Source organism: Pseudomonas salicis (assembly GCF_057128705.1).
In genome coordinates this window covers 283,043-305,227 of record NZ_JBSKHU010000002.1, presented here as the reverse complement: position 1 = coordinate 305,227, position 22,185 = coordinate 283,043, and the positions used below count along the sequence as shown (strand labels likewise).

The following is a 22,185-nucleotide window of genomic DNA, read 5'->3' as shown; positions in this document are numbered from 1 at the left end:
CGCAATATGCGCCCAAGGCATAGGCTTTGGGCTTTTCCGCCACCTGCACAAGGACCCGGTCATGAGCCGTATTTACGCAGACAACGCCCATTCCATCGGCAACACTCCACTGGTGCAGATCAATCGCATCGCGCCGCGCGGGGTCACGATTCTGGCCAAGATCGAAGGGCGTAATCCGGGCTATTCGGTCAAATGCCGCATCGGCGCGAACATGGTCTGGGACGCCGAGAGCAAGGGCAAACTCAAGCCAGGGATGACCATTGTCGAGCCCACGTCCGGCAACACCGGGATCGGTCTGGCGTTCGTGGCGGCGGCCCGTGGGTACAAATTGGTCCTGACCATGCCAGCTTCCATGAGCATCGAACGTCGCAAGGTGCTCAAGGCCCTCGGCGCCGAGCTGGTGCTGACCGAGCCTGCCAAGGGCATGAAAGGCGCCATCGCCAAGGCCGAAGAACTGGTGGCCAACGACCCTGCGAAATACTTCATGCCTGCGCAATTCGAGAACCCGGCCAACCCGGCGATTCACGAGAAAACCACCGGCCCGGAAATCTGGAACGACACTGATGGCGCCATTGACGTGCTGGTCGCGGGCGTGGGCACCGGCGGCACCATCACCGGCGTGTCGCGCTACATCAAGAACACTCAGGGCAAGCCGATCCTGTCGGTCGCGGTCGAGCCGATGGTGTCGCCGATCATCACTCAGGCACTCGCCGGGCAGGAAATCACGCCCAGCCCCCACAAGATTCAGGGCATCGGCGCCGGTTTCATTCCGAAAAACCTCGATCTGTCGATCCTCGACAAAGTCGAGCTGGTCAGCGATGAAGAGGCCAAGGCCATGGCCCTGCGGCTGATGCAGGAGGAGGGGATTCTCTGTGGCATTTCGTGCGGCGCGGCGATGCAGGCGGCGGTGCGTCTGGCCGAGAAGCCGGAAATGCAGGGCAAGACAATTGTCGTGATCCTGCCGGATTCGGGGGAGCGTTACCTGTCGAGCATGCTGTTCAGCGACCTGTTCACGGATCAGGAACTGACCCAGTAATCGCCTTGGCGTGCGCTTCGGCTTTTTACCGCGGCGACGAAGGCTTATGATGGGCGCCATCCAGACCCGCCGGAGACGTGATGCAGGTCATCTGGCGGTGTTTTGCAGTGATTAGAATGCCTGGCCGTTCGCAGCACTGCTTCTGCCCGAAGGGCGTAGGAGCCAGCTTGCTCGCGATCTGTCGCGCAGCGGCAGCGAAATCAGACGACCCGATTGGTTCAGGCATACCGAGTCGCCAGGTTTTGCGACTGCTACGCAGCCGATCGCGAGCAAGCTGGCTCCTACGGGCTTCGCCCAGAATCAAAAGCTGATCAACGCCAGGCAATTCCCTGTTCCAAGGAGAGCTTCATGACCTTTTCTTTCGCTGCCAAGGCGGCGATTCTGCTGCTGTTCATTGGCAGCACGCTTTACGTGCATTTGCGCGGCAAGGCGCGTTTGCCGGTGTTGCGTCAGTTCGTGAACCACTCCGCACTGTTCGCGCCGTACAACGCCTTGATGTACCTGTTCTCCAGCGTGCCGTCCAAGCCTTATCTGGACCGCAGCAAATTTCCCGAGCTGGACGTGCTGCGCGACAACTGGGAAACCATTCGCGACGAAGCCATGCACCTGTTCGACGAGGGCTACATTCGTGCGGCCGCCAAGGACAACGACGCCGGTTTCGGTTCGTTCTTCAAGAAAGGCTGGAAGCGTTTTTACCTGAAGTGGTACGACAAACCGCTGCCGTCCGCCGAAGCGTTGTGCCCGAAAACCGTTGAGCTGGTCAGCCGCATTCCCAACGTCAAGGGTGCGATGTTCGCCCTGTTGCCCGGTGGCAGTCACCTGAACCCGCACCGCGACCCGTTCGCCGGTTCCTTGCGCTACCACTTGGGCCTGTCCACACCGAACTCCGACGATTGCCGGATTTTCGTCGATGGTAAGGTCTACGCCTGGCGCGACGGTGAAGACGTGATGTTCGACGAAACTTACGTGCACTGGGTCAAGAACGAAACCGATTTCACCCGCGTGATCCTGTTCTGCGACATCGAACGCCCGTTGAGCAACCGCTTCATGACCTCGGTCAACCGCAGCGTCAGCGCCTTTCTCGGGCGCGCCACGGCACCGCAGAACACCGACGACGAACGCGTGGGCGGCATCAACCAGGCTTACGCCTTCAGCAAGCGTTTCAGCAATGGCATCAGCGGCAAGGTCAAGCAGTTCAAGCGCGCCAATCCCAAGGCCTACCGCATCCTGCGTCCGGTGCTGGCGGTGGTCGTCCTGACCCTGTTGGGCTACTGGCTCTTCGGCTGATAACTAAACGTTGCATCCTGCACCGGGCGCTGGTTATATTCAGCCCCGGTGTCTTGAAACAGATCGATACACCTCACCCCTCATTCCGTAGAAGATCAGCGCCATGCCTGCTTCCCACTCGCAAGTCGTGTTCGATACCACAGCGTTTGCTGTGGGTGAGCCGCGTGGGTGCCAGCAAGCCTTCTACATCACGCGTTACCCCCCACCGTCTCCTGTGACCGGCCCGGTCGCGAGCACTGTCTCGCCCCCTGCCGTGGTTGCGCTGGGCTGATCGACTGCCTCCACGCCGTCGCATCACGCCTGCCACCCCAACAAAACATCAGTGAATCCGGTTTTTTTGCCGGGTCCGATTTTGTCTGAATCACAGGTGACACCATGTTTGCCAACAAAGCTCTGGCCTCGATTGCCACTACCACGCTGTTCGTCCTGCTCTGGAGCAGCGGCGCTATCGTGACCAAATGGGGGCTGACCCACGCGACCCCCTTCGCATTTCTGCTGTTTCGTTTTCTGGTGGCGCTGTTCGCGCTGGCCATTCTGATCCCGAGTCTGGGCTACAAACTGCCAGCGACCCGCCAGTCGATGCGTTACGCACTCGCCACCGGTGTGGTGCTGCTGGGTGGGTATCAGATCTGCTACCTGCTGGCGCTGGACATGAAAGTGGCGCCGGGCGTCATGGCGACGATCATGGGCGTGCAGCCAATCCTCACGGCGGTCTTGCTGGAACGCAGCCGTTCTTTCTCGCGGATGTTTGGCCTGAGTCTGGGCCTCGCCGGGCTGGTCCTGGTGGTGTTTCAGGGCATTGGTGACGGCGGTTCACTGGCCGGGATGGCGTTCGGCGTGCTCGGCATGCTGAGCATGACGGTCGGCTCGATCATGCAGAAGCGTGTCACCGACAATCCGCTTGGCACGCTACCCGTGCAGTACTTCGCCGGGATGGTGGTGTGTGCGGTGTTCGTGCCGTTCCAGCCGTTTCACTTCGAGCACGTCATCGGGTTCTACGTCCCAGTGATCTACATGGGGCTGCTGGTGTCGGTGCTCGGCTCGTGGCTGCTGTACCGGCTGATCGCCCAGGGAAATCTGGTCAACGTCACCAGCCTGTTTTACCTGGTGCCTGCCGTGACGGCGATCATGGACTACCTCATCTTCGGTAATCGACTGGCGCTGCTGAGCCTGCTCGGGATGGTGTTGATCGTGGTGGGGTTGGTGTTCGTGTTTCGTAAGGCCAAGTGAAGCGCCACGCTAACGAGCGTTGACGCTCACTTTAATGAAGCCAGCGTGCTGGCGAATGCCGGCGGGTCAGACGACGTCGTCGTTGACCTACCGCATTCGCCTGACCGACGCAGCTACAGGGTTTGCGGCGCCAATGGAAGTTCTTCCACGCCCACAAACCCGCCGGTCTGATGCGCCCACAACCGCGCATACAGCCCTTTGCGCGCCAGCAGCTCGGCATGAGACCCGTCTTCCACGATCTGCCCATTTTCCAGTACGATCAGCCGGTCCATCTTGGCGATGGTCGAAAGACGGTGGGCGATGGCGATGACAGTCTTGCCTTCCATCAGCGTTTCCAGGCTTTCCTGAATGGCGGCTTCGACTTCCGAATCCAGCGCGGAGGTCGCTTCGTCCATGATCAGGATCGGCGCATCCTTGAGCAGCACTCGGGTGATCGCGATGCGCTGACGTTGACCGCCCGACAGCTTCACGCCGCGTTCCCCCACATGGGCATCCAGCCCGGTGCGTCCTTCCGCGTCCGACAGCTGCGGGATGAACCCGTCGGCGCGAGCCTTGCGCATGGCTTCCCACAGTTCGGCGTCGGTTGCATTGGGCTTGCCGTACTGCAAGTTGTCACGAATTGAGCGGTGCAGCAGCGACGTATCCTGCGTGATCATGCCGACGTGCGAGCGCAGGCTTTCCTGCGTCACATGGGCGATGTCCTGATCGTCGATCGTGATGCGCCCGCCTTGCACGTCGTACAACCGCAGCAGCAGGTTCACCAGTGTCGATTTGCCTGCGCCGGACGGGCCGATCAAACCGATTTTTTCTCCCGGTTTGATGTCCAGGTTCAGCTCCTTGATCACCCCTTTGCCAGGCCCGTACTGGAAATTCAGGTGCTCGAATTTCACCTCGCCACGGCTGATCTGCAGCGTCGGCGCCGCCGCGCGGTCCGACACGCCCACCGGCTGGGAAATGCTCTGCAGACCGTCCTGCACCATGCCGATGTTTTCGAAGATGCCGTTGACTACCCACATGATCCAGCCTGACATGTTGACGATCCGAATCACCAGGCCGGTCGCCAAGGCAATCGCACCCACCGAGATCAGCGATTGCGTCCACAGCCACAGGGCCAAGCCGGTGGTCCAGACGATCAGGATGCCGTTCAGGGTCGTGATCACCGTGTCCATTTCGGTGATTACGCGACCGGCGAGCTGAGTCTTTTCGGTCTGCTCGCTGATGGCTTCACGTGCGTACTGCTGCTCGGAGTTGGTGTGGGCAAACAGCTTGAGCGTAGTGATGTTGGTGTAGCCGTCGACGATACGACCCATCAGTTTCGAACGGGCTTCCGACGACACCACGGAGCGTGCCTTCACGCGCGGCACGAACCACCAGAGCGAGAGTGTGAAGGCGATGATCCAGCAGATCAGCGGGATCATCAGGTGCCAGTCGGCTTCGGCGAACAGAACCAGCGCGCCGATCGAATAAATCAGCACGTGCCACATGGCGTCAACGGCCTGCACGGCGGAGTCCCGCAACGCGTTACCGGTCTGCACGATGCGCTGAGCGATGCGTCCGGCGAAGTCGCTCTGGAAGAAATTCACGCTTTGTTTGAGGACATAGCTGTGGTTCTGCCAGTTGATCAGGCTGGTCATCCCAGGGCCGATGGTCTGGTGCACCAGCAGATCGTGCAAAAGCACGAACACCGGTCGCAGCACGAGGGCGACGATCACCATCCAGATCAGCTCATACGCGTGGTCACTGAAGAAATTCGGGTTAGGCGCCCCCTGAGCCAGGTCGATGATGCGGCTCAGGTAGTTGAACAGCGACACTTCGATCAGCGCGCCAATCAAACCCACCACCAGCAGTGCGACAAAACTGGGCCAGACTTGCTTGAGGTAATAAACGTAAAACGACACGACCTGGTTGGGCGGAGCGACAGTCGGGGCGTCGCGGAAGATATCAATCAGTTTTTCGAAACGACGATAGAGCATTGGCTATGACGCCCACGCTTGAGCGGGCTCTCCATTCTGATGGACGGGGGTGCGTCCCGGAATCTGACCACAGTGCGACGCAATTGCTCACATTTTTCCTGTGATGGGCGTTCCAGAAACGAAAAAGCCGGGCAAGTGCCCGGCTTTCGTACACCGTGTGAAGCTTAGTTCACGCGCTTGGCAGACTTGATCAGAATCGGGTCCAGCGGCACGTTTTGCATGCCGCCCTTGCTGCCGGTCTGCACATTGACGATCTGATCGACGACGTCCATGCCCTTGACGACTTTACCGAACACCGCATAACCGTAGTCGCGGGCGCCGTGGTCGAGCATGGCGTTGTCGACGACGTTGATGAAGAACTGGCTGGTGGCAGAGTTCACGTCAGAGGTGCGTGCCATGGCGAGGGTGCCACGAACGTTATGGAGGCCGTTGTCGGCTTCGTTCTTGATCGGGTCGTTGGTGGGCTTCTGCACCATCTGCGCGGTGAAACCACCGCCCTGGACCATGAAACCCGGGATCACGCGGTGAAAAATGGTGTTGGAGTAAAAGTTGCTGTCCACGTATTTGAGGAAGTTCGCGGTACTGATCGGCGCCTTGTCCTGGTTCAGCTCGATTTCAACCTGACCGAAGCTGGTGTCCAGCACGACGTGCGGCGCGGGCGCAGCCATCAGGTTGGAAGCGAACAGTACGGCAGCGGCAGAGAGGGCGATTTTTTTCAGCATGGGGAGTAGACGTCCTGAAAAGTGATTTTTCGACTGCAAAAAAACAGGACGTAAGGGAAACACGTTTGGAGGGATTTGGACAGAGCCTACGGTGGAGCTCTGGGTGTTGGTGGAAGGAGTGAACTTACCCTCACTAGCCTCCGAAATTGGCATTAACGATAAGGCTTAGCAATTGCGATATTTCCGCTTGGAATCCAAAGGTTTCGTCGGCGCTCGCCGCGCCTGAGTGCAAGCTGACGAACAAGCTCAGCGCAACAAATGGCAGTATTTTCTTGATGTTTTTCATGACAGTCACTCCTGTGACGATGCATCCACTTCTTTCAAGAATTCCAGAAGAACCCGGTTGAATTCCTCTGGTTGATCCAGCGGGGTTGCATGTCGGGAATCCTCGATGACCACCAACTTCGCCTCATGAATAAGCCTAACGTACACCTCTTTAAGCGCCACCGGCGTGTAATCATATTTCGCAGTAACGACCAGCGTCGGGCATTGAATTCGCGATAACTTTTCCTGCACGCCCCAGCCCACAATCGCACTGAAACTCGCGAGATAGGCGCGTTTTTCATTCTGTGCCCAACGTTTGGCGATCTTGTGCCGCAGGTCGGCTTGTTCAGGTTTGGGGAACAGGTTCTTGCCCAGCGCTTTGCCGATGGTCTCCATGCTGAACAGCCGTGCAAGCAGCCAGCGTTTGGCGAATTGACGGATGTCGCTGATGTTCTTGATTTTGACTTCGGGGGCGCTGTTGACGATGGTCAGGCTTCTCAACAGTTGCGCATGATCGACCGCCAGTTGAAAGCCGATCATCCCGCCCATGGACAACCCCACCAAATGCACTGGTCCTGGCTGCAGATGGTCGAGGAGGGCTTTGATGTCCGCGCTGAATCCGGGAATGCTGTAGCGCTCGCGAGGCTTGTCGGAGCGTCCGTGACCGCGCACATCGACTGCGATCACCCGGTGCTGCCCAACCAGCGCGGGAATTTGATATTCCCAATCCTGCGCACTCGACCCGAGGCCGTGGACCAACAGGACCGGGCTGCCCTGACCGAATGCTTCGTAGTGCAGGGAACAGCCGTTGTGTTCGAAGCAGGGCATGGGAGACGTCCTTGTTATCGAGATTGAACACCGTAATCCCCCTGTGTGCGAATTCATTCGCGAGGCGTCGGTCCGGGCGATACCTATCTGTGCCCCAACCATTTTTCGCGAATGAATTCGCTCCCACAGGAAATTCGCTCCTACAGGGGGATCGGTGTGTGCTTGTGCGGCTACACCGTCGGCCGCTGTGCCACAAACGGCGCATCCAATGGCGCCGTATCGAATTTCTGGATCAACTCGATGAGTATCTGCGTCGCAGGCCCCAGCGGCTTGTCCTTGCTCGCATACAGATAGAAGGTCGGGTTGCGGCTGCCGCCCTTGTCCAGCGGCAGCACTTTCAATACGCCTTCCTTGATTTCCCGTTCGATCATATGGCGGGGCAACCAGGCGAAACCCAGACCGCTGCTGACGAACTTGGCTGCGGTGGCCAGGCTGCCCACGGTCCAGCGCTGTTCGGCCCCGAGCCAGCCAACATCACGAGGTTGATTACGGCCCGAATCGCGAATCACCACCTGCAGCTGGCTTTCCAGATCCTGAAAGGTCAACTCGCGCTGCATCTGGTGCAGTGCATGCTCGGGGTGCGCCACCGAGACGAATTCCACGGCGCTCATCTCTGTGCCCAAATAGCCCGGAATGTTGAAGCCGCTGATCGCCAGGTCCGCCACGCCTTCGAGCAGGACCTCTTCGACACCGGACAACACCTCTTCGCGCAATCGCACGCGGCAACCACGGCTTTGCGGCATGAAGGCCGTCAACGCACGCACCAGCCGTGCATTCGGGTACGCCGCATCGACCACCAGCCGCACCTCGGCTTCCCAGCCTTGCTCCATGTGGTGAGCGAGGTCTTCCAGTTGGCTGGCGTTTTTCACCAATTGCCGAGACCGGCGCAGCAACACCTCGCCCGCATCGGTCAGCACGGCCTTACGCCCGTCGATGCGCAGCAACGGTACGCCCAACTGATCCTGCATACGGGCCACGGTGTAGCTCACCGAAGATTGCGAGCGGTGCAGGGCGTCAGCCGCCTGGGCAAAACCACCCTGATCGACCACGGCCTGCAATGTGCGCCATTGATCAAGGGTTACGCGGGGCGCTTTCATCTTTCGTTCCTTTTGTCCTACGCTGGCACTCCCGAACCGGAGACTGCCGCATGAAAAAAATCTGTTGTGTGCTGCTGACCATGTTGCCGCTGAGCGCCTTTGCCTACCCCATCGATGTGGAAAAACACATCAATGGCGTGGAAATCGACTACAACAGCCACGACACTGCGTACGACATTGGCAGCATCACCGTGAACAACTACGGCGAGGTTCCCGCCAAATGCAGCGCGGTATTCAGCAATGGCCCTGAGGCGCCTCGCACGCGCCGGGTGCAGATTGCGCCGAAGAGCAGCGCCAACGTCTCCGTCAAATTCAGCCGCGAGATCGTCAAGCTGCGGATCAAGCTGAGTTGCGACCCGCAATGAGCCGCAACGCACCTGACCGAAGAGCCTAGTGTTCTTCGGTGTAAGAAACAATTTATTAGATGTTTAGTAGCACTTTCTTGGAGGATTTGATCGATCCAGTCTGGAAGTGACGTGACGAAGATCAAAAGGGTTCGCGAAGGGCGAGGGCTGTTCCGACTGGCGGCTCAAGGTTTCAGGCACATGATTTGACTGCGCTTAATCGCCTGTTAATGCCCAGGCGAGACCCTGCTCGTGTTCATCGACTCTCCCTTGGCATTCGCGGCTCCTGAATGCATCGCCCGATAGACCCGCTCATAGCGTCGGGTCATCGGGTTTTTTATGGCCCACTCATTGTCGCTCTCCACTCACCGAGTGGCCTTTTTGGCCGGTACTGCGAGGTACCTCCCCTTCGATTTCGCGTCTAAAGACAACCGCTTGACGCTGAAATAGCCGGGCTAGACATCCCAGTCGCTAACATCATTGGAGGTGATGTTGAGTATGTTCAGACGTGGTTTTTCAATAGTGCGCTGACCGAATAGATTGGCTCCAACGAAACGAATTAACCCCCCTTACTTACGGTTCTCTGGAGATTGAAATCATGAAAAAATCCATCGCCTTCGGTTTTGCACTGTCGATCCTGGCAGCCGGTTCTGCCTTTGCCGCGCCAGAAAAAGCCTACCAACGCGCCATTGTCGATGCCGCCAGCGTTTCGACCCTGGACAGCAAAGTGGCCAGCAAAGATGCCGTCAAGCCCTTTGACAGCAAGGCCTCCAGCACCGTGATCGTTGCTGAAAACCGCAAAGAATTCGGGTCGGGCTATCAGCGCTACTGAGTCAACAGTGCATGCTTAGTCCTACCTGAGCGCACTTAATAAAAACCCGGCCGATGCCGGGTTTTTTATTGAGTGTTTTCGACATATACAAGAAGCTTATTGCGTCGATAGGGCTTTCTCTATTATCAGTGAACTTGATATTCAGCATGTATCGCAATGTTTTTTAATATCTCTTCGAAGGACTTAGATTGAATGCAACACAGCGATTCAATTAACTACTTGGAGAGACCCATCATGAAAAAATCCATCGCCCTCGGCTTCGCTCTTTCGGTTCTGGTCGCGACGTCCGCTTTCGCCAGCCCTCAATCGACCCAGGCCGGTCAGACCATCGTGCTGGAACCCACCTACATCCACGCCACCGCTATCGACGCCAATGCCGCGGACAAAACCAGCATCAAGCCGTTCGCCGCTCCTTCGTCCAGCACGGTGATTGTCGCTGACAACCGCAAAGAGTTCGGTTCGAGCTATCAGCGGTACTGAGTGATACAGGCTGTACCACAATCAAAAGCCCGGCAGATGCCGGGCTTTTTGTTTGTACGTAGATCAGGGACGACGAGACTACCTCGACAAGACATCCCGAAAGACATCCGGCCTGAGCGCAGCGATGTGCAACAAAGACCTCGCCGCACCAGAGGGTGTACGTCGACCTTGTTCCCATTCCTGAAGCGTACGCACGGAGACACCCAGCAGTTCCGCGAATCGCGGCTGAGAGAGACCGGTTTTGCTCCGGGCCTCTGCTGCCTCGGTGAGGGCTACGGAGTGAACTGCGCCATGTTGACCCGCTTTCACGTCTCGAATGGCGTTGAGGAGTTCTTCACCAATGTTGCGTTTGGCATCCCGTTCCATCAGTTCTTCTTCAGTCAGGGGCATGATTGAACTCCTTGGCGATTTTACGCAGCACGTGTGCGGGAATATTCTCAGTGGCGCTTTTGCCATAGATGAGCAACACAACTAGTGCGCCGCAGGCCAATTGCGCGGTGTAGATCACTCGCACGGCGCCACTCTTGCCCTTGCCATCCGTGTTCCAACGCACTCTGCGACACCCATTGGAGCCTGGCACAACTGTCCCGGCTTCTGGATGAGCGGCAAGGTGGGCGATGAACTCGCCCCGTTCCAACTCTGTCCAGTAGTCGGGCCACAGCTTGGAAAACAGAGGCGACTCAATGACAGTCAGCAGTGCGGGATTATACGTCTTTGACGTAGACGGCTGCAAACTGGCAGAGCGTGGGGACGTGGGAAGCTTAGGCGTTTCTGGACCAGACTTTCCCACTCAACGCGTCCCCATTCCAACCCGCATATCCAACCCACTCGGCTGCTGATACACACCCAACCCAAACTCCGGCAACACGGCCAACAGGTAATCGAAAATATCCCCCTGTATCCGCTCGTAATCCGCCCAACTCGTCGTGCGGGTGAAACAGTAGATTTCTAGCGGAACGCCCTGAGCCGTGGTTTCCATCTGGCGGACCATGCACGTCATGTCGGGGTGAATATCCGGGTGGCTTTTCAGGTAGGCGAGGGCGTACGCGCGAAAGGTGCCGAGATTGGTAATGCGACGGCGGTTGGCGGAGAGTTCGGCGACGTGGCCTTGCGCTTCGTTCCAGGCCTTGAGTTCGGCTTTTTTGCGGCCCATGTAATCGGTCAGCAGGCGGACCTGAGTGAGTTTCTGCTCTTCGGCCTCCGCAACGAACCGCACACCACTGGCGTCGATGAACAGGCTGCGTTTAATCCGTCGGCCACCGGCCTGCTGCATCCCACGCCAGTTCTTGAACGACTCGGACATCAAACGCCAGGTTGGAATGGAGACGATGGTTTTATCGAAATTTTGCACCTTGACCGTGTGCAGCGTGATGTCCACCACATCGCCGTCGGCGCCGACCTGAGGCATTTCGATCCAGTCGCCGACCCGCAGCATGTCGTTGCTGGTCAGTTGCACGCTGGCCACGAACGACAGCAGCGTGTCCTTGTACACCAACAGAATCACCGCCGACATCGCCCCCAGGCCTGACAGCAGCAACAGCGGCGAGCGGTCGATCAGCGTGGCGACGATGATGATCGCGGCGAACACGTAGAGAATCATTTTCGCCAGTTGCACATAGCCCTTGATCGAGCGCGTGCGGGCATGTTCGGTGCGGGCATAGATGTCGAGCATGGCGTTGAGCAGCGCGCCGACAGTGAGCATCAGGAACAGAATGGTGAAGGCCAGTGCCACGTTGCCCAGCACATGGGCAGCGGCGGGGCTGAGATCGGGCACCAAATTGAGGCCGAATTGAATGACCAGTGAGGGCGTCATTTGTGCCAGACGATGGAAGACTTTGTTGTGCAGGAAGTCATTGAGCCAGAACAGCGCGGGCTGACGACCGAGGGCTTTCATCGCATACAGAATGACGAAGCGCACCAGTCGGCCGAGCGCGAGGGCGGCAACCAGCAACATCAGCAAACCCAGCGCCGTGCGCAACATGGGCTGGTGTTCGAGCAGGTCCCAGACTTCCTGGACGCGCAGCCAGAGGGAAGAGGTGTCCATGGGCGCTGTATCTCCTGAATGAAAAAAGGGGCGGGATTAGAGCATTGTCAGGATGCTCAAGGGGCAGAAGGGCAAATCCCGTAACAAAATAGGCCCTTTGAGGTAAAGAAACTCGGCGAAGGCGCCTTAAACCGGTAACCTATGCGACTGTTTTTTTGTATTCCGCCGAGGTAACACCCGTGTTCTCCCAATTCGCCCTGCACGAACGCCTGCTCAAAGCCGTGGCCGAACTCAATTTCGTCGAGCCTACGCCTGTGCAAACAGCGGCCATTCCGCTGGCGCTGGAAGGACGCGATCTGCGGGTGACGGCGCAAACCGGCAGCGGCAAGACGGCCGCGTTCGTATTACCGATGCTCAATCGCCTGATCGGCCCGGCCAAGGTTCGCGTCGACATCCGCGCGCTGATCCTGCTGCCGACCCGCGAGCTGGCACAGCAGACCCTCAAGGAAGTCGAGCGGTTTTCTCAGTTCACGTTCATCAAGGCCGGTCTGATCACCGGTGGCGAAGACTTCAAGGTGCAGGCCGCCATGCTGCGCAAGGTGCCGGACATCCTGATCGGCACGCCGGGTCGTCTGCTGGAGCAGTTGAACGCTGGCAACCTCGACCTCAAGCACGTTGAACTGCTGGTCCTCGACGAAGCCGACCGCATGCTCGACATGGGCTTTGCCGAAGACGTCGAACGCTTGGCCAACGAATGCGCCAACCGTCAGCAAACCATGCTGTTCTCCGCCACCACCGGCGGTTCAGGCCTGCGCGAGATGATCGGCAAGGTGCTCAATAACCCTGAGCACTTGCAGGTCAACAGCGTCAGCGAACTGGCTCCGGGCACCCGTCAGCAGATCATCACTGCCGACCACAACGTGCACAAAGAGCAGGTGCTGAACTGGCTGCTGGCCAATGAGACGTACCAGAAGGCGATCATCTTCACCAACACCCGTGCGATGGCTGACCGCATTTACGGTCGTCTGGTGGCGCTGGAGTACAAAACCTTCGTACTGCACGGCGACAAGGACCAGAAGGACCGTAAGCTGGCGATCGACCGTCTGAAGCAGGGCGGGGTGAAGATCCTCGTCGCCACCGACGTCGCCGCCCGTGGTCTGGACGTTGATGGCCTGGACATGGTCATCAACTTCGACATGCCACGCACCGGCGACGATTACGTTCACCGCATTGGCCGTACGGGCCGTGCAGGCGCGGAAGGGCTGGCGATCTCGCTGATCACTCACGGCGACTGGAACCTGATGTCGAGCATCGAGCGCTATCTGAAGCAGAAATTCGAGCGCCGTACCATCAAGGAAGTGAAGGGTACGTACACCGGTCCGAAGAAGGTCAAGGCGTCGGGCAAGGCTGTTGGGGTGAAGAAGAAAAAGACCGACGCCAAGGGTGACAAGAAGAAAACCGCCGCCAAGGGGCCGACCAAGCGCAAGACGGTGAACCGTCCGAAAGCCGAGTCGCTCGTGAGCCAGGACGGTTTGGCGCCGCTGAAAAAGCGCGTGACCCGTCCGCCGGTTTCCGAGTAAACGTCAGCTCCAATTACGTGACTGTGGGAGCGAATTCATTCGCGAAAAAAGGGCTCAACCGATAGAAAAAATGTCGGTTGTACCCTTGCCTGGCGAATACATTCGCTCCGACAGGTGATCTGCAGGGGCGGGTCGTTCCGCGTCAGAATGGGCACCCTCGATACAAATCATCCCTCTGCTTTCTTCGCCGCCTCATCCATCTCCTTCAACCGCTGATCTATCAACTGGCATTTGTCCGGCACGTCATTCGCTGACGTCTCCAGTTGCATGTCTTTGATCTCTTGATTCAACTCCTTCGCCTTCGCAGGGTTCTGCTGCGTCAGCTTGTGAACTTCCTGCGCCAGTTGTTCACGCTTGGCTTCAGCCTCTTCCGGCGTGCACGCCCAGACCGACGTGCCCACGAGCAGCGTCAGCGCGGCGGTGATGCTCATCAGGGTTTTCATGATTGCCTCGGTATCTCTTGCCTGCGTAAGGAGTGGAGGGGGCGCTGGAGGCAAAAGTTCAGCGCGAAGCCGCTGGGCGCGTGGGCTGAACGGCTGCGAATGAGGTCGGTCACACCTTTTGAGCACCACCGCCCGACGACCGGATGTCGCGGGCTTTCATCCCTGCTCCTGGAGGTTGGAAGATGTCTGACAAATATGACTGGGACATGATCGAGCGACTGTTGCATGAAGTCCAAAACAGCGCTGATAAACCGTTTGCCCCGCGCAAATACGCCGAAGAGCATGCTGCGGCCAGGGCGGCTGCCGGTGATAATACCGGGGATCTGGACGCGCTGAAAAAGCGCGCTGCCGATCTGGAGTCGTTGCTGTTCAAGAACGGGTTCATTGAATCGCGGCCAGAGGAAGAGGGCGGCAATGGCGAGAATTTTGTGTTGACGCAACGAGGTTCACGGCTCTTGGCGATGATCGAGAGCGGAATCCCGGGCGATGCCCCTCCGCGTCAGGTGCTGGACGAGCAGGCCGATGCCCTTGATCCGGCGACCTTTGACAAGGTGTCGTTGAAGGCGCAGGTAGCGCCGGGCGCTATTTGACGTCCTGTCTGGCATGCCGGCGAGGCGCCCTCAACGTCGCCGCCGTCGGCAAGCCAGACTGCTACAGAGGAATAATCACGACGCTTTTTTCACCCCTTTCAAACAGCTCAGGTTGGTAAAGTCCTGCCGTACATCCGCGATCTTTGCCAGCAGCTTCTGTCGCTGATCAGGCGAGCTTTGCGCCATCAAATCCGTGATCAACGAAATGGCCGCCTGCTCGGTGTGGTCGTACGCCGCCCGGTATTCCGGCGTCCAGAACGTCTCGCGATCTTGCAGCAACCGAGCGATTCTCTGATCGAAATCCGGCGCCTGTCGCTGTTTGACGGCCGTCACCAGCAGCGATTGCCAGTGGGCGCGGTTGTCGATCCAGACCCGGTTCTGCTCGCCCAGTGACGTCGACCAGTGCATCACGCGATCCTTTTGCGCCGGGCTAAGTTTGCCGACCCACGGGTTCAGGCGTTTCTCCATGCGTTGCGCCCTGTCCTTGATCTGTTGGTCCAAGGGCTGATCGACATACTCCGCTTCATGCTTGCTCAAGTCTGTGGCGAACGCGGCCTCCATCTCACTGACCTGCTGATCGTCCAACTGGCGCAGCAACTCGACCGCCGACGGCGTGATTTCATGGGAGATGGTCGCGATGGCCTGACGGGCCTCGGCGGTGCGCACCTTGAGCTGGGTTTCGTTGACCTGATTGGTTTCGACCATGTTCTGCAGGCGGTCGAGCCATGTGAGGTAGTCAGGAATTTGGGTGGTGCAATGCCAGGTCAGGTGTTCCTTGAGGCGCTCGTCGAGCCAGTCTTTCTGATTCGAGTGCATCGCCAGATAGTCGCTGAGTGACCACGGAATGATCAGGTCCAGATGCCGGTACGTCAGACCAATCTGGCTACACCCTGCGACGAGCAGCAGGCTGAGCCACAGCGAAATACAGGTCTTCAACACAATGCGCATGTCCGCTCCTTGCTGGTTCGTCTCCTCTTTATAGAGCGAGTCAGGGCAAGGCGGTTCAGCCGATCAGAAGAACGAGCGGACGATCTTGAGGGTCACTGCGCTTTCGCACTGGGTGTTATGCCCACTGTAAGCGCTGCAATCGGCACCATTGAGGCTGGAGCCGCTGTACATCAGGTTCATGTCCATCCCCAGCCATGGGCGGGAAATGTTGAACGACCAGTCGTTGTAGGCGCTTACCACACCGCCGCCGTCGATGACGGTGGGCGCGTCGAGCTGATGATTGCCGTACTGCATGCGCAGGTCCAGACCCAGTGGCATGAAGCCGCCCAATGCGCCGAGATCGAGGAACAGCGTGCTGTCCTGACGCCCGGAATCGGTGCTGACGGCGGTGCCGATGCGGCTGTCAAAAATGCGAAAACCGGCGTACAGCTCGTGGCTGTCGATCTGACTGGTATTGGGGTAGCTGTAGCGGATCACGCCCAGCTCGTAGCCCAGGGTTTTGTCGAAGGGTTTCTTGAAGCCCAGGTAGGAATCGACTTCAAGGGTGGTGTTCGGCGCCAGGCCCGCGCTGGGCGACCACTGGCCGAAGTAGAAACCGCTTTCGTGGGTGAGGTCCAGGCCACCGTGGAACTTCGAGTCTCCTGCGCTTGGCGTCACCAGCCCCTGAGCCATGGAGCGGCTGGGCGTGGTGCCGAGTTTGAGACTGAAGTCTCCGAGGTCACGTTCCAGAACCTGAGCCCGAGCGGGGGGATGGATCAATAGCGCACCTGTCAGCAGCGCGCCGGTCCAGCGGGTAAAACAGCGAGCATAAGGCATGCTTCACTCCTGTTCGGATTCAGAGGAGTGGATCGAAGGTACTTATCTGAATGATGGGCGCAATGCAGGAGCGCCGATAAGAACCGCGAGCTAGAGCCTCGCAAGCATACCGGCGAATGCGCGCATGAATCGACCGCTGGTCGAGTCATGGCAGAAAATTTGAACTTCGCGATCAGTTGTTCTGTGAAATCAACTTGTTGACCACGATCAGGGCTTGAGGAAATGACGGGTAACCGCTCTTGGCGACGTCCAGTTCGTCGTACTTCGCCCGGTAGCTACGGGCCTTGTCCTGATCTACAGAGCCGGACAGTTGCGCGAGCAGCGCGATGGCCAGCGGGTATTTCTTGTCGGCGGAGCTCTGCAGCAAATCATGCACCTGCGAGCCTTCAGGGTTCAGCCGCAGTTGCAGCACCGCCTGATAAAACTCGGCTTCCCCGGTCTTGTCCTGTTTGGCTGCACGGCTCAGCAATGCGCTCGCCAGTTCGTAACTGTCCTGACGACGCTCGTTGATGATCCACTTGGCCTGCAACATGTCGTTCTGATAGAGCAGGTAGTCGGATCGGCAACCGCTGCCAACCGTCGTGACATCGCAGCCCTTTGTTGCACAGCCACCCAATCCAAGACAGAGCAAGGCGCTGAAAAACATCCATTTCTTCATATCGGATTTCCGCTGGGACGTCGGGTCATTCAGGGCATCGTCCGGCCTGTCACCTACAGCCGCCAATCGAAGACGAGTGGCCTGTGTCGAGACAGTAAAGCAGAGCTTTGTAGAAGCGGGCTTAATGATTCGGGGAGCGATGGACCTGGCGCCTTGTGATCAAAGCGCCTGGATGTCGACCGCGGAGGCGGGGAAAAATTTACTTTTTACCGAGGGAGATCTGTTTCGATGTGCCGAAGGTCTGGCCGCTGACGCCTTTTGCGATCTGCTGGATTTCGCCGCCGGACTTCAGGAAAGCCGCGATTTGTGCGTTGATCGAATCGCTGGTCTCAACGGCAGGAGCTGGCTTGGCTTTCGAGTTGGATGCTTTTACGCGCATGGCTGCAATTGACCTATATAAATTTAATACGGCCGGCCATCTTATCGGAATACGCAGAAAATTGCGCGGTAAATATACAGCCTGCGGGGGAGGACGGTATTGACTGCGACGCAAATCATGCCTTGGGAATACCCGCTAACTGCCTGTTTTAATTGCGCGGGCATCACCGAAATGCGACCCGCGATGGGTGAAAATTTTTCGCGAAATCGCTGAGTCGATCTGACGAATGGAGACGATTTCCCTTTTCTCTGGCCGCCTGCCTCCACCAATGCCTTGATTTTCAAGGCCCGCAACGCCTGCTGAGAAACGGCCCTCGCACGACCGGCCAGACCGCACCAATCTCGGGTAGAATGCCGCCCACGCAATGAGGGTATTTGGACATGGCTTTAGTCGGGCGCTACAACAGTTTGCAAGTGGTTAAACACACTAACTTCGGTTTATATCTGGACGGTGCGCAGGACGGCGAAATATTGCTGCCCAACCGCTATATTCCCAAAGATATTCCCAGTGAAGACGAAGACTGGTTAAACGTCTTCATTTATCTGGACAGCGATGACAAGTTAATTGCCACCACGGAAAAACCGAAAGTTCAGGTCGGTGAATTCGCCAGTCTCAAAGTGGTGGAAGTCAACAGCATCGGCATCTTCCTGGACTGGGGGTTGCCCAAGGACCTGCTGCTGCCGTATTCCGAAGAAAAGCGTCCGCTAAAAGCCGGGGATTATTGCGTGGTGCATGTCTATCTCGACAAGCACACCCGCCGCATCACCGCCACGTCGCGCCTGGACCGCTATCTGGACAAAGTACCTGCCAACTACACCGTGGGGCAGGAAGTGGACCTGCTCGTGGTTGAAGAAACGTCCATGGGCTTCAAGGCCGTGATCAACAACAAGCATTGGGGCCTGATTCACAAGAATGAAGTGTTCAAGTTCCTGCGTTCCGGCAAACAGGAAAAAGGCTTCATCAAGGAAATACGCAGCGACGGCAACATCAGCCTCAGCTTGCAACCCGTGGGCGAACAATTGGCGAGCAGTCTGAACACCAAGATCCTCGACAAGTTGCGCCAGAACAACGGCGTGCTGCCCGTCAGCGACAAGAGCGATCCGGCGGTTATCAGCAACCTGTTCGGGGTCAGCAAAGGCAACTTCAAGAAAGCCATCGGCGCGTTGTACAAACAGGGTCAGATCGTGATTCACGCGGACCGTATCGAACTGGTCTGATTCACCCCTTCCTGCGCGGCTCGCATCGCCGTCGAGAGAAAGCGCAACGCTTTTTGCAGCTATCGTCGGTGATCGCGGGTCACAGCCAATGAGCGCGCCAACCGGTGCGACTCATGGCTTGCTCGGGGTGTGCCCATGAAACGATTTCTCAGCGCTTATCTGTCCACGCTCGCAGCGTTTCTGGTGCTCGACGGCCTCTGGCTTGGTGTATTGATGGGGCCGACCTATCGCGCCTGGCTGGGGCCGTTAATGCTGGAAACCCCCGTGATTTTCCCGGCGCTGTTGTTCTACCTGATCTACATCGTGGGCATCGTGGTGATCGGCGTGTTGCCAGGTGTGAGGGCTGGCAGCCTCAAATACGCAGCGGGGTATAGCGCGTTGCTCGGGCTGATGGCCTACGGCACCTATGACTTGACCAACTGGGCGACCTTGCAGGGCTGGCCTTCGCAACTGGCGCTGGTGGACTGGGCGTGGGGAACGTTCGCGTCGGGTGTGGCGGGGGCAGTGGGGTGTTGGACCGTGCGCAGGTTCAAGGTCCAGGCGATATGAATCTGTAGGAGCGAATTCATTCGCGAAGGCATTTCAGGCGAGGCATCGCATCGGCTGGACCCTTTTCGCGAATGAATTCGCTCCTACAGGATGATTTGCACAGGACTGATAAGGCGAAGTATGCCCTTGATTACTTCTGCACGAATGCCGCAAAACTCAGATTAGCGCCGTTAGGACGCATGTCCTTGAGGTACGAATCCTTGTCCGCTGACAGCTCCAGGCTGACCGTGGACTTGCGTTTGCCTTCGTTGCGAATCACCACGCCGTCCTTCTGCTCACGCAGGAACCTGGTCGTCACCTTGAGGTGAATCAGCTCGTCGGTGCTCGGCGTGTGCAGCAGCAGATGCAGCCATTCGTATTGACCGACCGCCAGACGCGCGACGGGAAGGTCGAACCACCAGATGTTGCGTTTGGGGTCGAGTACGGCGAAATGGGTGTTGTTGGTGCCCAGCACGGCGCCGCCCAGTTGCTCATTGCGGCGCGCGATGGCCTGCTGCTTGTCAATTTTCATAACGTTCCTGTGTAGCGCTTTCTCGTGATCCTGAGGGTGTATCCGCTGAAAGGGCAGGATAGTCACAATCCGGTTCGGCCGCGCATTCTCCGGGGTTGCCCGGCAAACATAAAGCCCAAACTGGAGCTGGCGATGAAAAGCCTCACAGCCGACGAAAAAACCGCCTCTGAAATAATTGAAACTCTCGCGGACGGGGGCCGGTCAATGCTTATGTCGAGGTTATGACACCTGATTCTTACCAAGGAGAAACACGATGAGCAGCACTGGCGATAAAGTCAAAGGCATGGCCAACGAAGCAGCCGGTAATGTCAAACAAGGCGTCGGCAAAGTCACCGACAACGACAAACTCAAAGCCGAGGGTAAGGCGCAAGAGCTCAAGGGCGAAGCGCAACAAGCGGTTGGCAAAACCAAAGATGCCGTGAAAAAAGGCGTCGACAAGGCCTGATGGCCTGCGCGCTGCGGCTTCGGTTAATCAGGAGCCCCTGGCGACACACTGCATGATTCGTAGCGGCCATCCTTTGATGGCCGTTATTGTGTCCGGCCCAAAACATTCTGCAACAGACATCCTGCAACGTATTCGTCGTGGCAAAAGTGCTTAACTGGATGTAAAAAGCCGCCCCGTTCCAGAGGGCCTATGGAATTTCAAAGCGTTTGCCCGCTCGTATAGGTAAATGTGCTTCAGATACGTCTACGTCGCGAAAGGAGACGCCATGATATTCCCGGATTTGCGCCAGCTACGTGTGAGAACCGTGTTGGTCAGGACGGTCAAAGAGTTTCTCGACGACGAGATGTCGACCTACGCCTCGGCGTTGGCTTACCAGATGTTGTTCTCGCTGTTCCCGTTTCTGCTGTTCCTGATCGCGCTGATCGGCTTCCTGCATTTGCCTGATTTTTTCAGTTGGCTGCGTTTGCAGTCGGAAATGGTCCTGCCGCCTGTGGCGCTGGATCAGGTCAACCCCGTGATTGACCAGTTGCAACAGTCCAAGGGCGGCTTGCTGTCCATCGGTATCGTGATCGCCCTGTGGTCTGCCTCGGCAGGCGTACGGCTGATGATGAGCGCGATGAACGCTGCTTACGACGTCGCGGAAGGGCGCCCTGTGTGGAAGCGTATTCCGTTGTCGGTGCTGTACACCGTGGGCTTTGCCGGGATGTTACTGGCGGCTGCCGCGCTAATGGTCACCGGCCCCCAGGTGATGAGCTGGCTCGCCGCGCAGATCGGCATGGAAGCGTTCATCGTTACGCTGTGGACGCTGTTGCGTTGGCCAGTGATCATCATTTTGCTGATGGTCTCGGTGGCGACCATGTATTACCTGATGCCTGACGTGAAGCAGGAATTCCGCTTCATCTCGCCCGGTTCGGTGCTGGCAGTGGTGGTGTGGATCGTGGCCTCGCTGGGCTTTGCCTATTACGTGAAGACGTTCGCTAACTACGACGCCATGTACGGCAGCATCGGGGCGATCATTGTTCTGCTCCTGTATTTCTACATTTCCGCTTCGGTCTTGCTGCTGGGCGCAGAGATGAATGCCGTGATCGAGCACATGTCCGAAGAGGGCAAGGCCAAGGGTGAAAAAGTGGCGGGCGATGGCGGTGAAAATGCGGATGGTGAGACCGTGATTGCGAAGAAGCACGTCTCGGGTCTGGGACGGGATCACACCCACGATCACGATCATGATTACGAACCGGCGCTGCAGCCCCTGCAACCGCTCAAAACCGATAAACCCTGATCGATCCTTGTGGCAGGATGCGCATCTGACCGGCGCATCCGCCCCTTTCGAAAGGTTTTTCCATGATTCGTGAAATTCTGAAAATGGGTGACGAGCGCCTGCTGCGCATTGCGCCGCCCGTGCCCCAGTCGATGTTCGGCTCGCGCGAGCTGAAAACCCTGATCGACGACATGTTCGAAACCATGCGCAGCGTGGGGGGCGTCGGGTTGGCCGCGCCGCAGATTGGCGTCGATCTGCAACTGGTGATCTTTGGTTTCGAGCGCAGTGAGCGTTACCCGGATGCCGAGGCTGTGCCGCAGACCATTCTGCTCAATCCGCTGATCACGCCGCTGGAACCGACCGTGGAAGAAGGCTGGGAGGGGTGTCTGTCCGTGCCGGGTTTACGCGGTGTGGTCGAGCGTTACGAGCACATCCGCTATGAAGGGTTCGATCCCGATGGCAAGGCGATTCAGCGCGAAGCGCGAGGGTTTCACGCACGGGTGGTGCAGCATGAATGCGATCACCTGATCGGTCGTCTGTACCCGTCGCGGGTCAAGGATTTCACCCGCTTCGGCTTCACCGAGGTCTTGTTCCCCGACATGGACCCGAATGCGGATGATTGATCGCGGGGGTAGGAAGTGAAATGTGACCTCATTGTGGGAGCCAGCAAGCCGGCCCCACAGGTGCTTTTGCGCTCTACAGACCGTTTTCTTG

Annotated in this window: 28 protein-coding genes; 14 read left to right on the top strand and 14 right to left on the bottom strand. The window is 58.1% G+C overall.

From position 1 onward, the window contains the following. Positions 1-61: 61 nt before the first annotated feature. The 4 genes from cysK (at position 62) to ACWKWE_RS07485 (ending at position 3,553) form a co-directional block, all read left to right on the top strand. On the top strand, positions 62-1,036 hold the full coding sequence (cysK, locus tag ACWKWE_RS07500) for a cysteine synthase A (protein WP_483850148.1): 975 nt from the start codon (positions 62-64) through the stop codon (positions 1,034-1,036). A 348-nt stretch (positions 1,037-1,384) separates the two neighbouring features. Beyond that, positions 1,385-2,323: an aspartyl/asparaginyl beta-hydroxylase domain-containing protein gene (locus ACWKWE_RS07495; protein ID WP_166597570.1), complete on the top strand. Its 939-nt coding sequence runs from the start codon at positions 1,385-1,387 to the stop codon at positions 2,321-2,323. Between the two features lie 103 nt (positions 2,324-2,426). Beyond that, a complete protein-coding gene (locus ACWKWE_RS07490) occupies positions 2,427-2,594 on the top strand; it encodes a hypothetical protein (RefSeq protein WP_166597571.1) in 168 nt (55 codons plus the stop codon). Between the two features lie 104 nt (positions 2,595-2,698). Beyond that, the gene (locus ACWKWE_RS07485) at positions 2,699-3,553 is read left to right on the top strand and encodes a DMT family transporter (protein WP_166597572.1); all 855 of its coding nucleotides are present in this window, start codon (positions 2,699-2,701) and stop codon (positions 3,551-3,553) included. Between the two features lie 113 nt (positions 3,554-3,666). Here the strand turns inward: ACWKWE_RS07485 and ACWKWE_RS07480 are convergent, their stop codons facing one another. From ACWKWE_RS07480 to ACWKWE_RS07460, 5 genes are all read right to left on the bottom strand, one after another. Next, entirely contained in the window at positions 3,667-5,526 is a 1,860-nt protein-coding gene (locus ACWKWE_RS07480; RefSeq protein ID WP_166597573.1) for an ABC transporter ATP-binding protein, read from the bottom strand. 164 nt (positions 5,527-5,690) lie between these two features. Next, complete coding sequence (locus ACWKWE_RS07475) at positions 5,691-6,248, bottom strand: peptidylprolyl isomerase (RefSeq protein ID WP_166597574.1); 558 nt, start codon at positions 6,246-6,248, stop codon at positions 5,691-5,693. Between the two features lie 133 nt (positions 6,249-6,381). After that, entirely contained in the window at positions 6,382-6,534 is a 153-nt protein-coding gene (locus ACWKWE_RS07470) for a hypothetical protein (protein WP_483850147.1), read from the bottom strand. Positions 6,535-6,539: 5 nt separating this feature from the next. Then, positions 6,540-7,340, bottom strand: a complete 801-nt coding sequence (locus ACWKWE_RS07465; RefSeq protein WP_483850146.1) for an alpha/beta fold hydrolase — start codon at positions 7,338-7,340, stop codon at positions 6,540-6,542. A gap of 170 nt (positions 7,341-7,510) precedes the next feature. Continuing rightward, a complete protein-coding gene (locus tag ACWKWE_RS07460) occupies positions 7,511-8,437 on the bottom strand; it encodes a LysR family transcriptional regulator (protein WP_166597577.1) in 927 nt (308 codons plus the stop codon). A gap of 50 nt (positions 8,438-8,487) precedes the next feature. Here ACWKWE_RS07460 and ACWKWE_RS07455 point away from each other — a divergent pair, with 50 nt between their 5' ends. From ACWKWE_RS07455 to ACWKWE_RS07445, 3 genes are all read left to right on the top strand, one after another. Next, positions 8,488-8,802, top strand: a complete 315-nt coding sequence (locus ACWKWE_RS07455; RefSeq protein ID WP_166597578.1) for a 3-phosphoglycerate kinase — start codon at positions 8,488-8,490, stop codon at positions 8,800-8,802. Positions 8,803-9,379: 577 nt separating this feature from the next. Next, the gene (locus ACWKWE_RS07450) at positions 9,380-9,613 is read left to right on the top strand and encodes a hypothetical protein (RefSeq protein ID WP_166597579.1); all 234 of its coding nucleotides are present in this window, start codon (positions 9,380-9,382) and stop codon (positions 9,611-9,613) included. A gap of 234 nt (positions 9,614-9,847) precedes the next feature. After that, on the top strand, positions 9,848-10,093 hold the full coding sequence (locus ACWKWE_RS07445; protein ID WP_483850145.1) for a hypothetical protein: 246 nt from the start codon (positions 9,848-9,850) through the stop codon (positions 10,091-10,093). A 78-nt stretch (positions 10,094-10,171) separates the two neighbouring features. Here the strand turns inward: ACWKWE_RS07445 and ACWKWE_RS07440 are convergent, their stop codons facing one another. The 3 genes from ACWKWE_RS07440 to ACWKWE_RS07430 form a co-directional block, all read right to left on the bottom strand. Further along, the gene (locus ACWKWE_RS07440; RefSeq protein ID WP_483850144.1) at positions 10,172-10,483 is read right to left on the bottom strand and encodes a helix-turn-helix domain-containing protein; all 312 of its coding nucleotides are present in this window, start codon (positions 10,481-10,483) and stop codon (positions 10,172-10,174) included. Then, a complete protein-coding gene (locus tag ACWKWE_RS07435; RefSeq protein ID WP_483850143.1) occupies positions 10,470-10,646 on the bottom strand; it encodes a hypothetical protein in 177 nt (58 codons plus the stop codon). The genes ACWKWE_RS07440 and ACWKWE_RS07435 overlap by 14 nt, the downstream gene beginning before the upstream one ends. A 237-nt stretch (positions 10,647-10,883) precedes the next feature. Beyond that, on the bottom strand, positions 10,884-12,137 hold the full coding sequence (locus ACWKWE_RS07430) for a mechanosensitive ion channel family protein (RefSeq protein WP_483850142.1): 1,254 nt from the start codon (positions 12,135-12,137) through the stop codon (positions 10,884-10,886). A 179-nt stretch (positions 12,138-12,316) separates the two neighbouring features. Between ACWKWE_RS07430 and ACWKWE_RS07425 the strand changes: the two genes are divergently transcribed. Next, complete coding sequence (locus ACWKWE_RS07425) at positions 12,317-13,657, top strand: DEAD/DEAH box helicase (protein ID WP_341962913.1); 1,341 nt, start codon at positions 12,317-12,319, stop codon at positions 13,655-13,657. Between the two features lie 167 nt (positions 13,658-13,824). On the opposite strand, the gene ACWKWE_RS07420 is transcribed toward ACWKWE_RS07425, so the two are convergent. Further along, positions 13,825-14,100: a hypothetical protein gene (locus ACWKWE_RS07420; RefSeq protein WP_166597583.1), complete on the bottom strand. Its 276-nt coding sequence runs from the start codon at positions 14,098-14,100 to the stop codon at positions 13,825-13,827. 182 nt (positions 14,101-14,282) lie between these two features. Between ACWKWE_RS07420 and ACWKWE_RS07415 the strand changes: the two genes are divergently transcribed. Beyond that, complete coding sequence (locus tag ACWKWE_RS07415) at positions 14,283-14,690, top strand: transcriptional regulator (protein WP_483850141.1); 408 nt, start codon at positions 14,283-14,285, stop codon at positions 14,688-14,690. Between the two features lie 75 nt (positions 14,691-14,765). On the opposite strand, the gene ACWKWE_RS07410 is transcribed toward ACWKWE_RS07415, so the two are convergent. The 4 genes from ACWKWE_RS07410 to ACWKWE_RS07395 all read right to left on the bottom strand — a co-directional run bounded on the left by ACWKWE_RS07410 (position 14,766) and on the right by ACWKWE_RS07395 (position 17,491). Then, positions 14,766-15,638 (bottom strand): DUF6279 family lipoprotein, encoded by an 873-nt coding sequence (locus ACWKWE_RS07410; protein ID WP_483850140.1) that lies wholly within the window; start codon positions 15,636-15,638, stop codon positions 14,766-14,768. A gap of 63 nt (positions 15,639-15,701) precedes the next feature. Beyond that, positions 15,702-16,454, bottom strand: a complete 753-nt coding sequence (locus ACWKWE_RS07405; protein ID WP_483850139.1) for a TorF family putative porin — start codon at positions 16,452-16,454, stop codon at positions 15,702-15,704. A 172-nt stretch (positions 16,455-16,626) separates the two neighbouring features. Continuing rightward, positions 16,627-17,112, bottom strand: coding sequence for a hypothetical protein (locus ACWKWE_RS07400; RefSeq protein WP_341962920.1), 486 nt, complete (start codon positions 17,110-17,112; stop codon positions 16,627-16,629). A gap of 199 nt (positions 17,113-17,311) precedes the next feature. Beyond that, entirely contained in the window at positions 17,312-17,491 is a 180-nt protein-coding gene (locus ACWKWE_RS07395) for a hypothetical protein (protein ID WP_166597588.1), read from the bottom strand. Between the two features lie 380 nt (positions 17,492-17,871). On the opposite strand from ACWKWE_RS07395, the gene ACWKWE_RS07390 reads away from it, so the two are divergent. Together ACWKWE_RS07390 and ACWKWE_RS07385 are read left to right on the top strand one after the other, a co-directional pair. Next, positions 17,872-18,708: a CvfB family protein gene (locus ACWKWE_RS07390; RefSeq protein WP_341962921.1), complete on the top strand. Its 837-nt coding sequence runs from the start codon at positions 17,872-17,874 to the stop codon at positions 18,706-18,708. A 135-nt stretch (positions 18,709-18,843) separates the two neighbouring features. Then, positions 18,844-19,257 (top strand): DUF2177 family protein, encoded by a 414-nt coding sequence (locus ACWKWE_RS07385; RefSeq protein WP_166597590.1) that lies wholly within the window; start codon positions 18,844-18,846, stop codon positions 19,255-19,257. Between the two features lie 130 nt (positions 19,258-19,387). Here ACWKWE_RS07385 and ACWKWE_RS07380 read toward each other — a convergent pair whose 3' ends face one another. Next, complete coding sequence (locus ACWKWE_RS07380; protein WP_483850138.1) at positions 19,388-19,768, bottom strand: hypothetical protein; 381 nt, start codon at positions 19,766-19,768, stop codon at positions 19,388-19,390. A 253-nt stretch (positions 19,769-20,021) separates the two neighbouring features. Here ACWKWE_RS07380 and ACWKWE_RS07375 point away from each other — a divergent pair, with 253 nt between their 5' ends. From ACWKWE_RS07375 to def, 3 genes are all read left to right on the top strand, one after another. Beyond that, positions 20,022-20,213, top strand: a complete 192-nt coding sequence (locus ACWKWE_RS07375; protein WP_166597592.1) for a CsbD family protein — start codon at positions 20,022-20,024, stop codon at positions 20,211-20,213. 265 nt (positions 20,214-20,478) lie between these two features. Further along, positions 20,479-21,492 (top strand): YihY/virulence factor BrkB family protein, encoded by a 1,014-nt coding sequence (locus tag ACWKWE_RS07370; protein ID WP_166597593.1) that lies wholly within the window; start codon positions 20,479-20,481, stop codon positions 21,490-21,492. Positions 21,493-21,554: 62 nt separating this feature from the next. Beyond that, positions 21,555-22,094: a peptide deformylase gene (def, locus tag ACWKWE_RS07365; protein WP_483850137.1), complete on the top strand. Its 540-nt coding sequence runs from the start codon at positions 21,555-21,557 to the stop codon at positions 22,092-22,094. The last annotated feature ends 91 nt before the right edge of the window (positions 22,095-22,185 follow it).

What these genes read in the sequence shown, in the direction of transcription:
- ACWKWE_RS07480 (WP_166597573.1), bottom strand. Translation starts at nt 5,526, where the DNA reads ATGCTCTATCGTCGTTTCGAAAAACTGATTGATATCTTCCGCGACGCC.
- ACWKWE_RS07460 (WP_166597577.1), bottom strand. Translation starts at nt 8,437, where the DNA reads ATGAAAGCGCCCCGCGTAACCCTTGATCAATGGCGCACATTGCAGGCC.
- ACWKWE_RS07465 (WP_483850146.1), bottom strand. Translation starts at nt 7,340, where the DNA reads ATGCCCTGCTTCGAACACAACGGCTGTTCCCTGCACTACGAAGCATTC.
- ACWKWE_RS07420 (WP_166597583.1), bottom strand. Translation starts at nt 14,100, where the DNA reads ATGAAAACCCTGATGAGCATCACCGCCGCGCTGACGCTGCTCGTGGGC.
- ACWKWE_RS07385 (WP_166597590.1), top strand. Translation starts at nt 18,844, where the DNA reads ATGAAACGATTTCTCAGCGCTTATCTGTCCACGCTCGCAGCGTTTCTG.
- ACWKWE_RS07450 (WP_166597579.1), top strand. Translation starts at nt 9,380, where the DNA reads ATGAAAAAATCCATCGCCTTCGGTTTTGCACTGTCGATCCTGGCAGCC.
- ACWKWE_RS07490 (WP_166597571.1), top strand. Translation starts at nt 2,427, where the DNA reads ATGCCTGCTTCCCACTCGCAAGTCGTGTTCGATACCACAGCGTTTGCT.
- ACWKWE_RS07400 (WP_341962920.1), bottom strand. Translation starts at nt 17,112, where the DNA reads ATGAAGAAATGGATGTTTTTCAGCGCCTTGCTCTGTCTTGGATTGGGT.
- ACWKWE_RS07440 (WP_483850144.1), bottom strand. Translation starts at nt 10,483, where the DNA reads ATGCCCCTGACTGAAGAAGAACTGATGGAACGGGATGCCAAACGCAAC.
- ACWKWE_RS07485 (WP_166597572.1), top strand. Translation starts at nt 2,699, where the DNA reads ATGTTTGCCAACAAAGCTCTGGCCTCGATTGCCACTACCACGCTGTTC.
- ACWKWE_RS07380 (WP_483850138.1), bottom strand. Translation starts at nt 19,768, where the DNA reads ATGAAAATTGACAAGCAGCAGGCCATCGCGCGCCGCAATGAGCAACTG.
- ACWKWE_RS07395 (WP_166597588.1), bottom strand. Translation starts at nt 17,491, where the DNA reads ATGCGCGTAAAAGCATCCAACTCGAAAGCCAAGCCAGCTCCTGCCGTT.
- ACWKWE_RS07455 (WP_166597578.1), top strand. Translation starts at nt 8,488, where the DNA reads ATGAAAAAAATCTGTTGTGTGCTGCTGACCATGTTGCCGCTGAGCGCC.
- ACWKWE_RS07410 (WP_483850140.1), bottom strand. Translation starts at nt 15,638, where the DNA reads ATGCGCATTGTGTTGAAGACCTGTATTTCGCTGTGGCTCAGCCTGCTG.
- ACWKWE_RS07430 (WP_483850142.1), bottom strand. Translation starts at nt 12,137, where the DNA reads ATGGACACCTCTTCCCTCTGGCTGCGCGTCCAGGAAGTCTGGGACCTG.
- ACWKWE_RS07390 (WP_341962921.1), top strand. Translation starts at nt 17,872, where the DNA reads ATGGCTTTAGTCGGGCGCTACAACAGTTTGCAAGTGGTTAAACACACT.
- def (WP_483850137.1), top strand. Translation starts at nt 21,555, where the DNA reads ATGATTCGTGAAATTCTGAAAATGGGTGACGAGCGCCTGCTGCGCATT.
- ACWKWE_RS07495 (WP_166597570.1), top strand. Translation starts at nt 1,385, where the DNA reads ATGACCTTTTCTTTCGCTGCCAAGGCGGCGATTCTGCTGCTGTTCATT.
- ACWKWE_RS07470 (WP_483850147.1), bottom strand. Translation starts at nt 6,534, where the DNA reads ATGAAAAACATCAAGAAAATACTGCCATTTGTTGCGCTGAGCTTGTTC.
- ACWKWE_RS07370 (WP_166597593.1), top strand. Translation starts at nt 20,479, where the DNA reads ATGATATTCCCGGATTTGCGCCAGCTACGTGTGAGAACCGTGTTGGTC.
- cysK (WP_483850148.1), top strand. Translation starts at nt 62, where the DNA reads ATGAGCCGTATTTACGCAGACAACGCCCATTCCATCGGCAACACTCCA.
- ACWKWE_RS07445 (WP_483850145.1), top strand. Translation starts at nt 9,848, where the DNA reads ATGAAAAAATCCATCGCCCTCGGCTTCGCTCTTTCGGTTCTGGTCGCG.
- ACWKWE_RS07415 (WP_483850141.1), top strand. Translation starts at nt 14,283, where the DNA reads ATGTCTGACAAATATGACTGGGACATGATCGAGCGACTGTTGCATGAA.
- ACWKWE_RS07475 (WP_166597574.1), bottom strand. Translation starts at nt 6,248, where the DNA reads ATGCTGAAAAAAATCGCCCTCTCTGCCGCTGCCGTACTGTTCGCTTCC.
- ACWKWE_RS07375 (WP_166597592.1), top strand. Translation starts at nt 20,022, where the DNA reads ATGAGCAGCACTGGCGATAAAGTCAAAGGCATGGCCAACGAAGCAGCC.
- ACWKWE_RS07405 (WP_483850139.1), bottom strand. Translation starts at nt 16,454, where the DNA reads ATGCCTTATGCTCGCTGTTTTACCCGCTGGACCGGCGCGCTGCTGACA.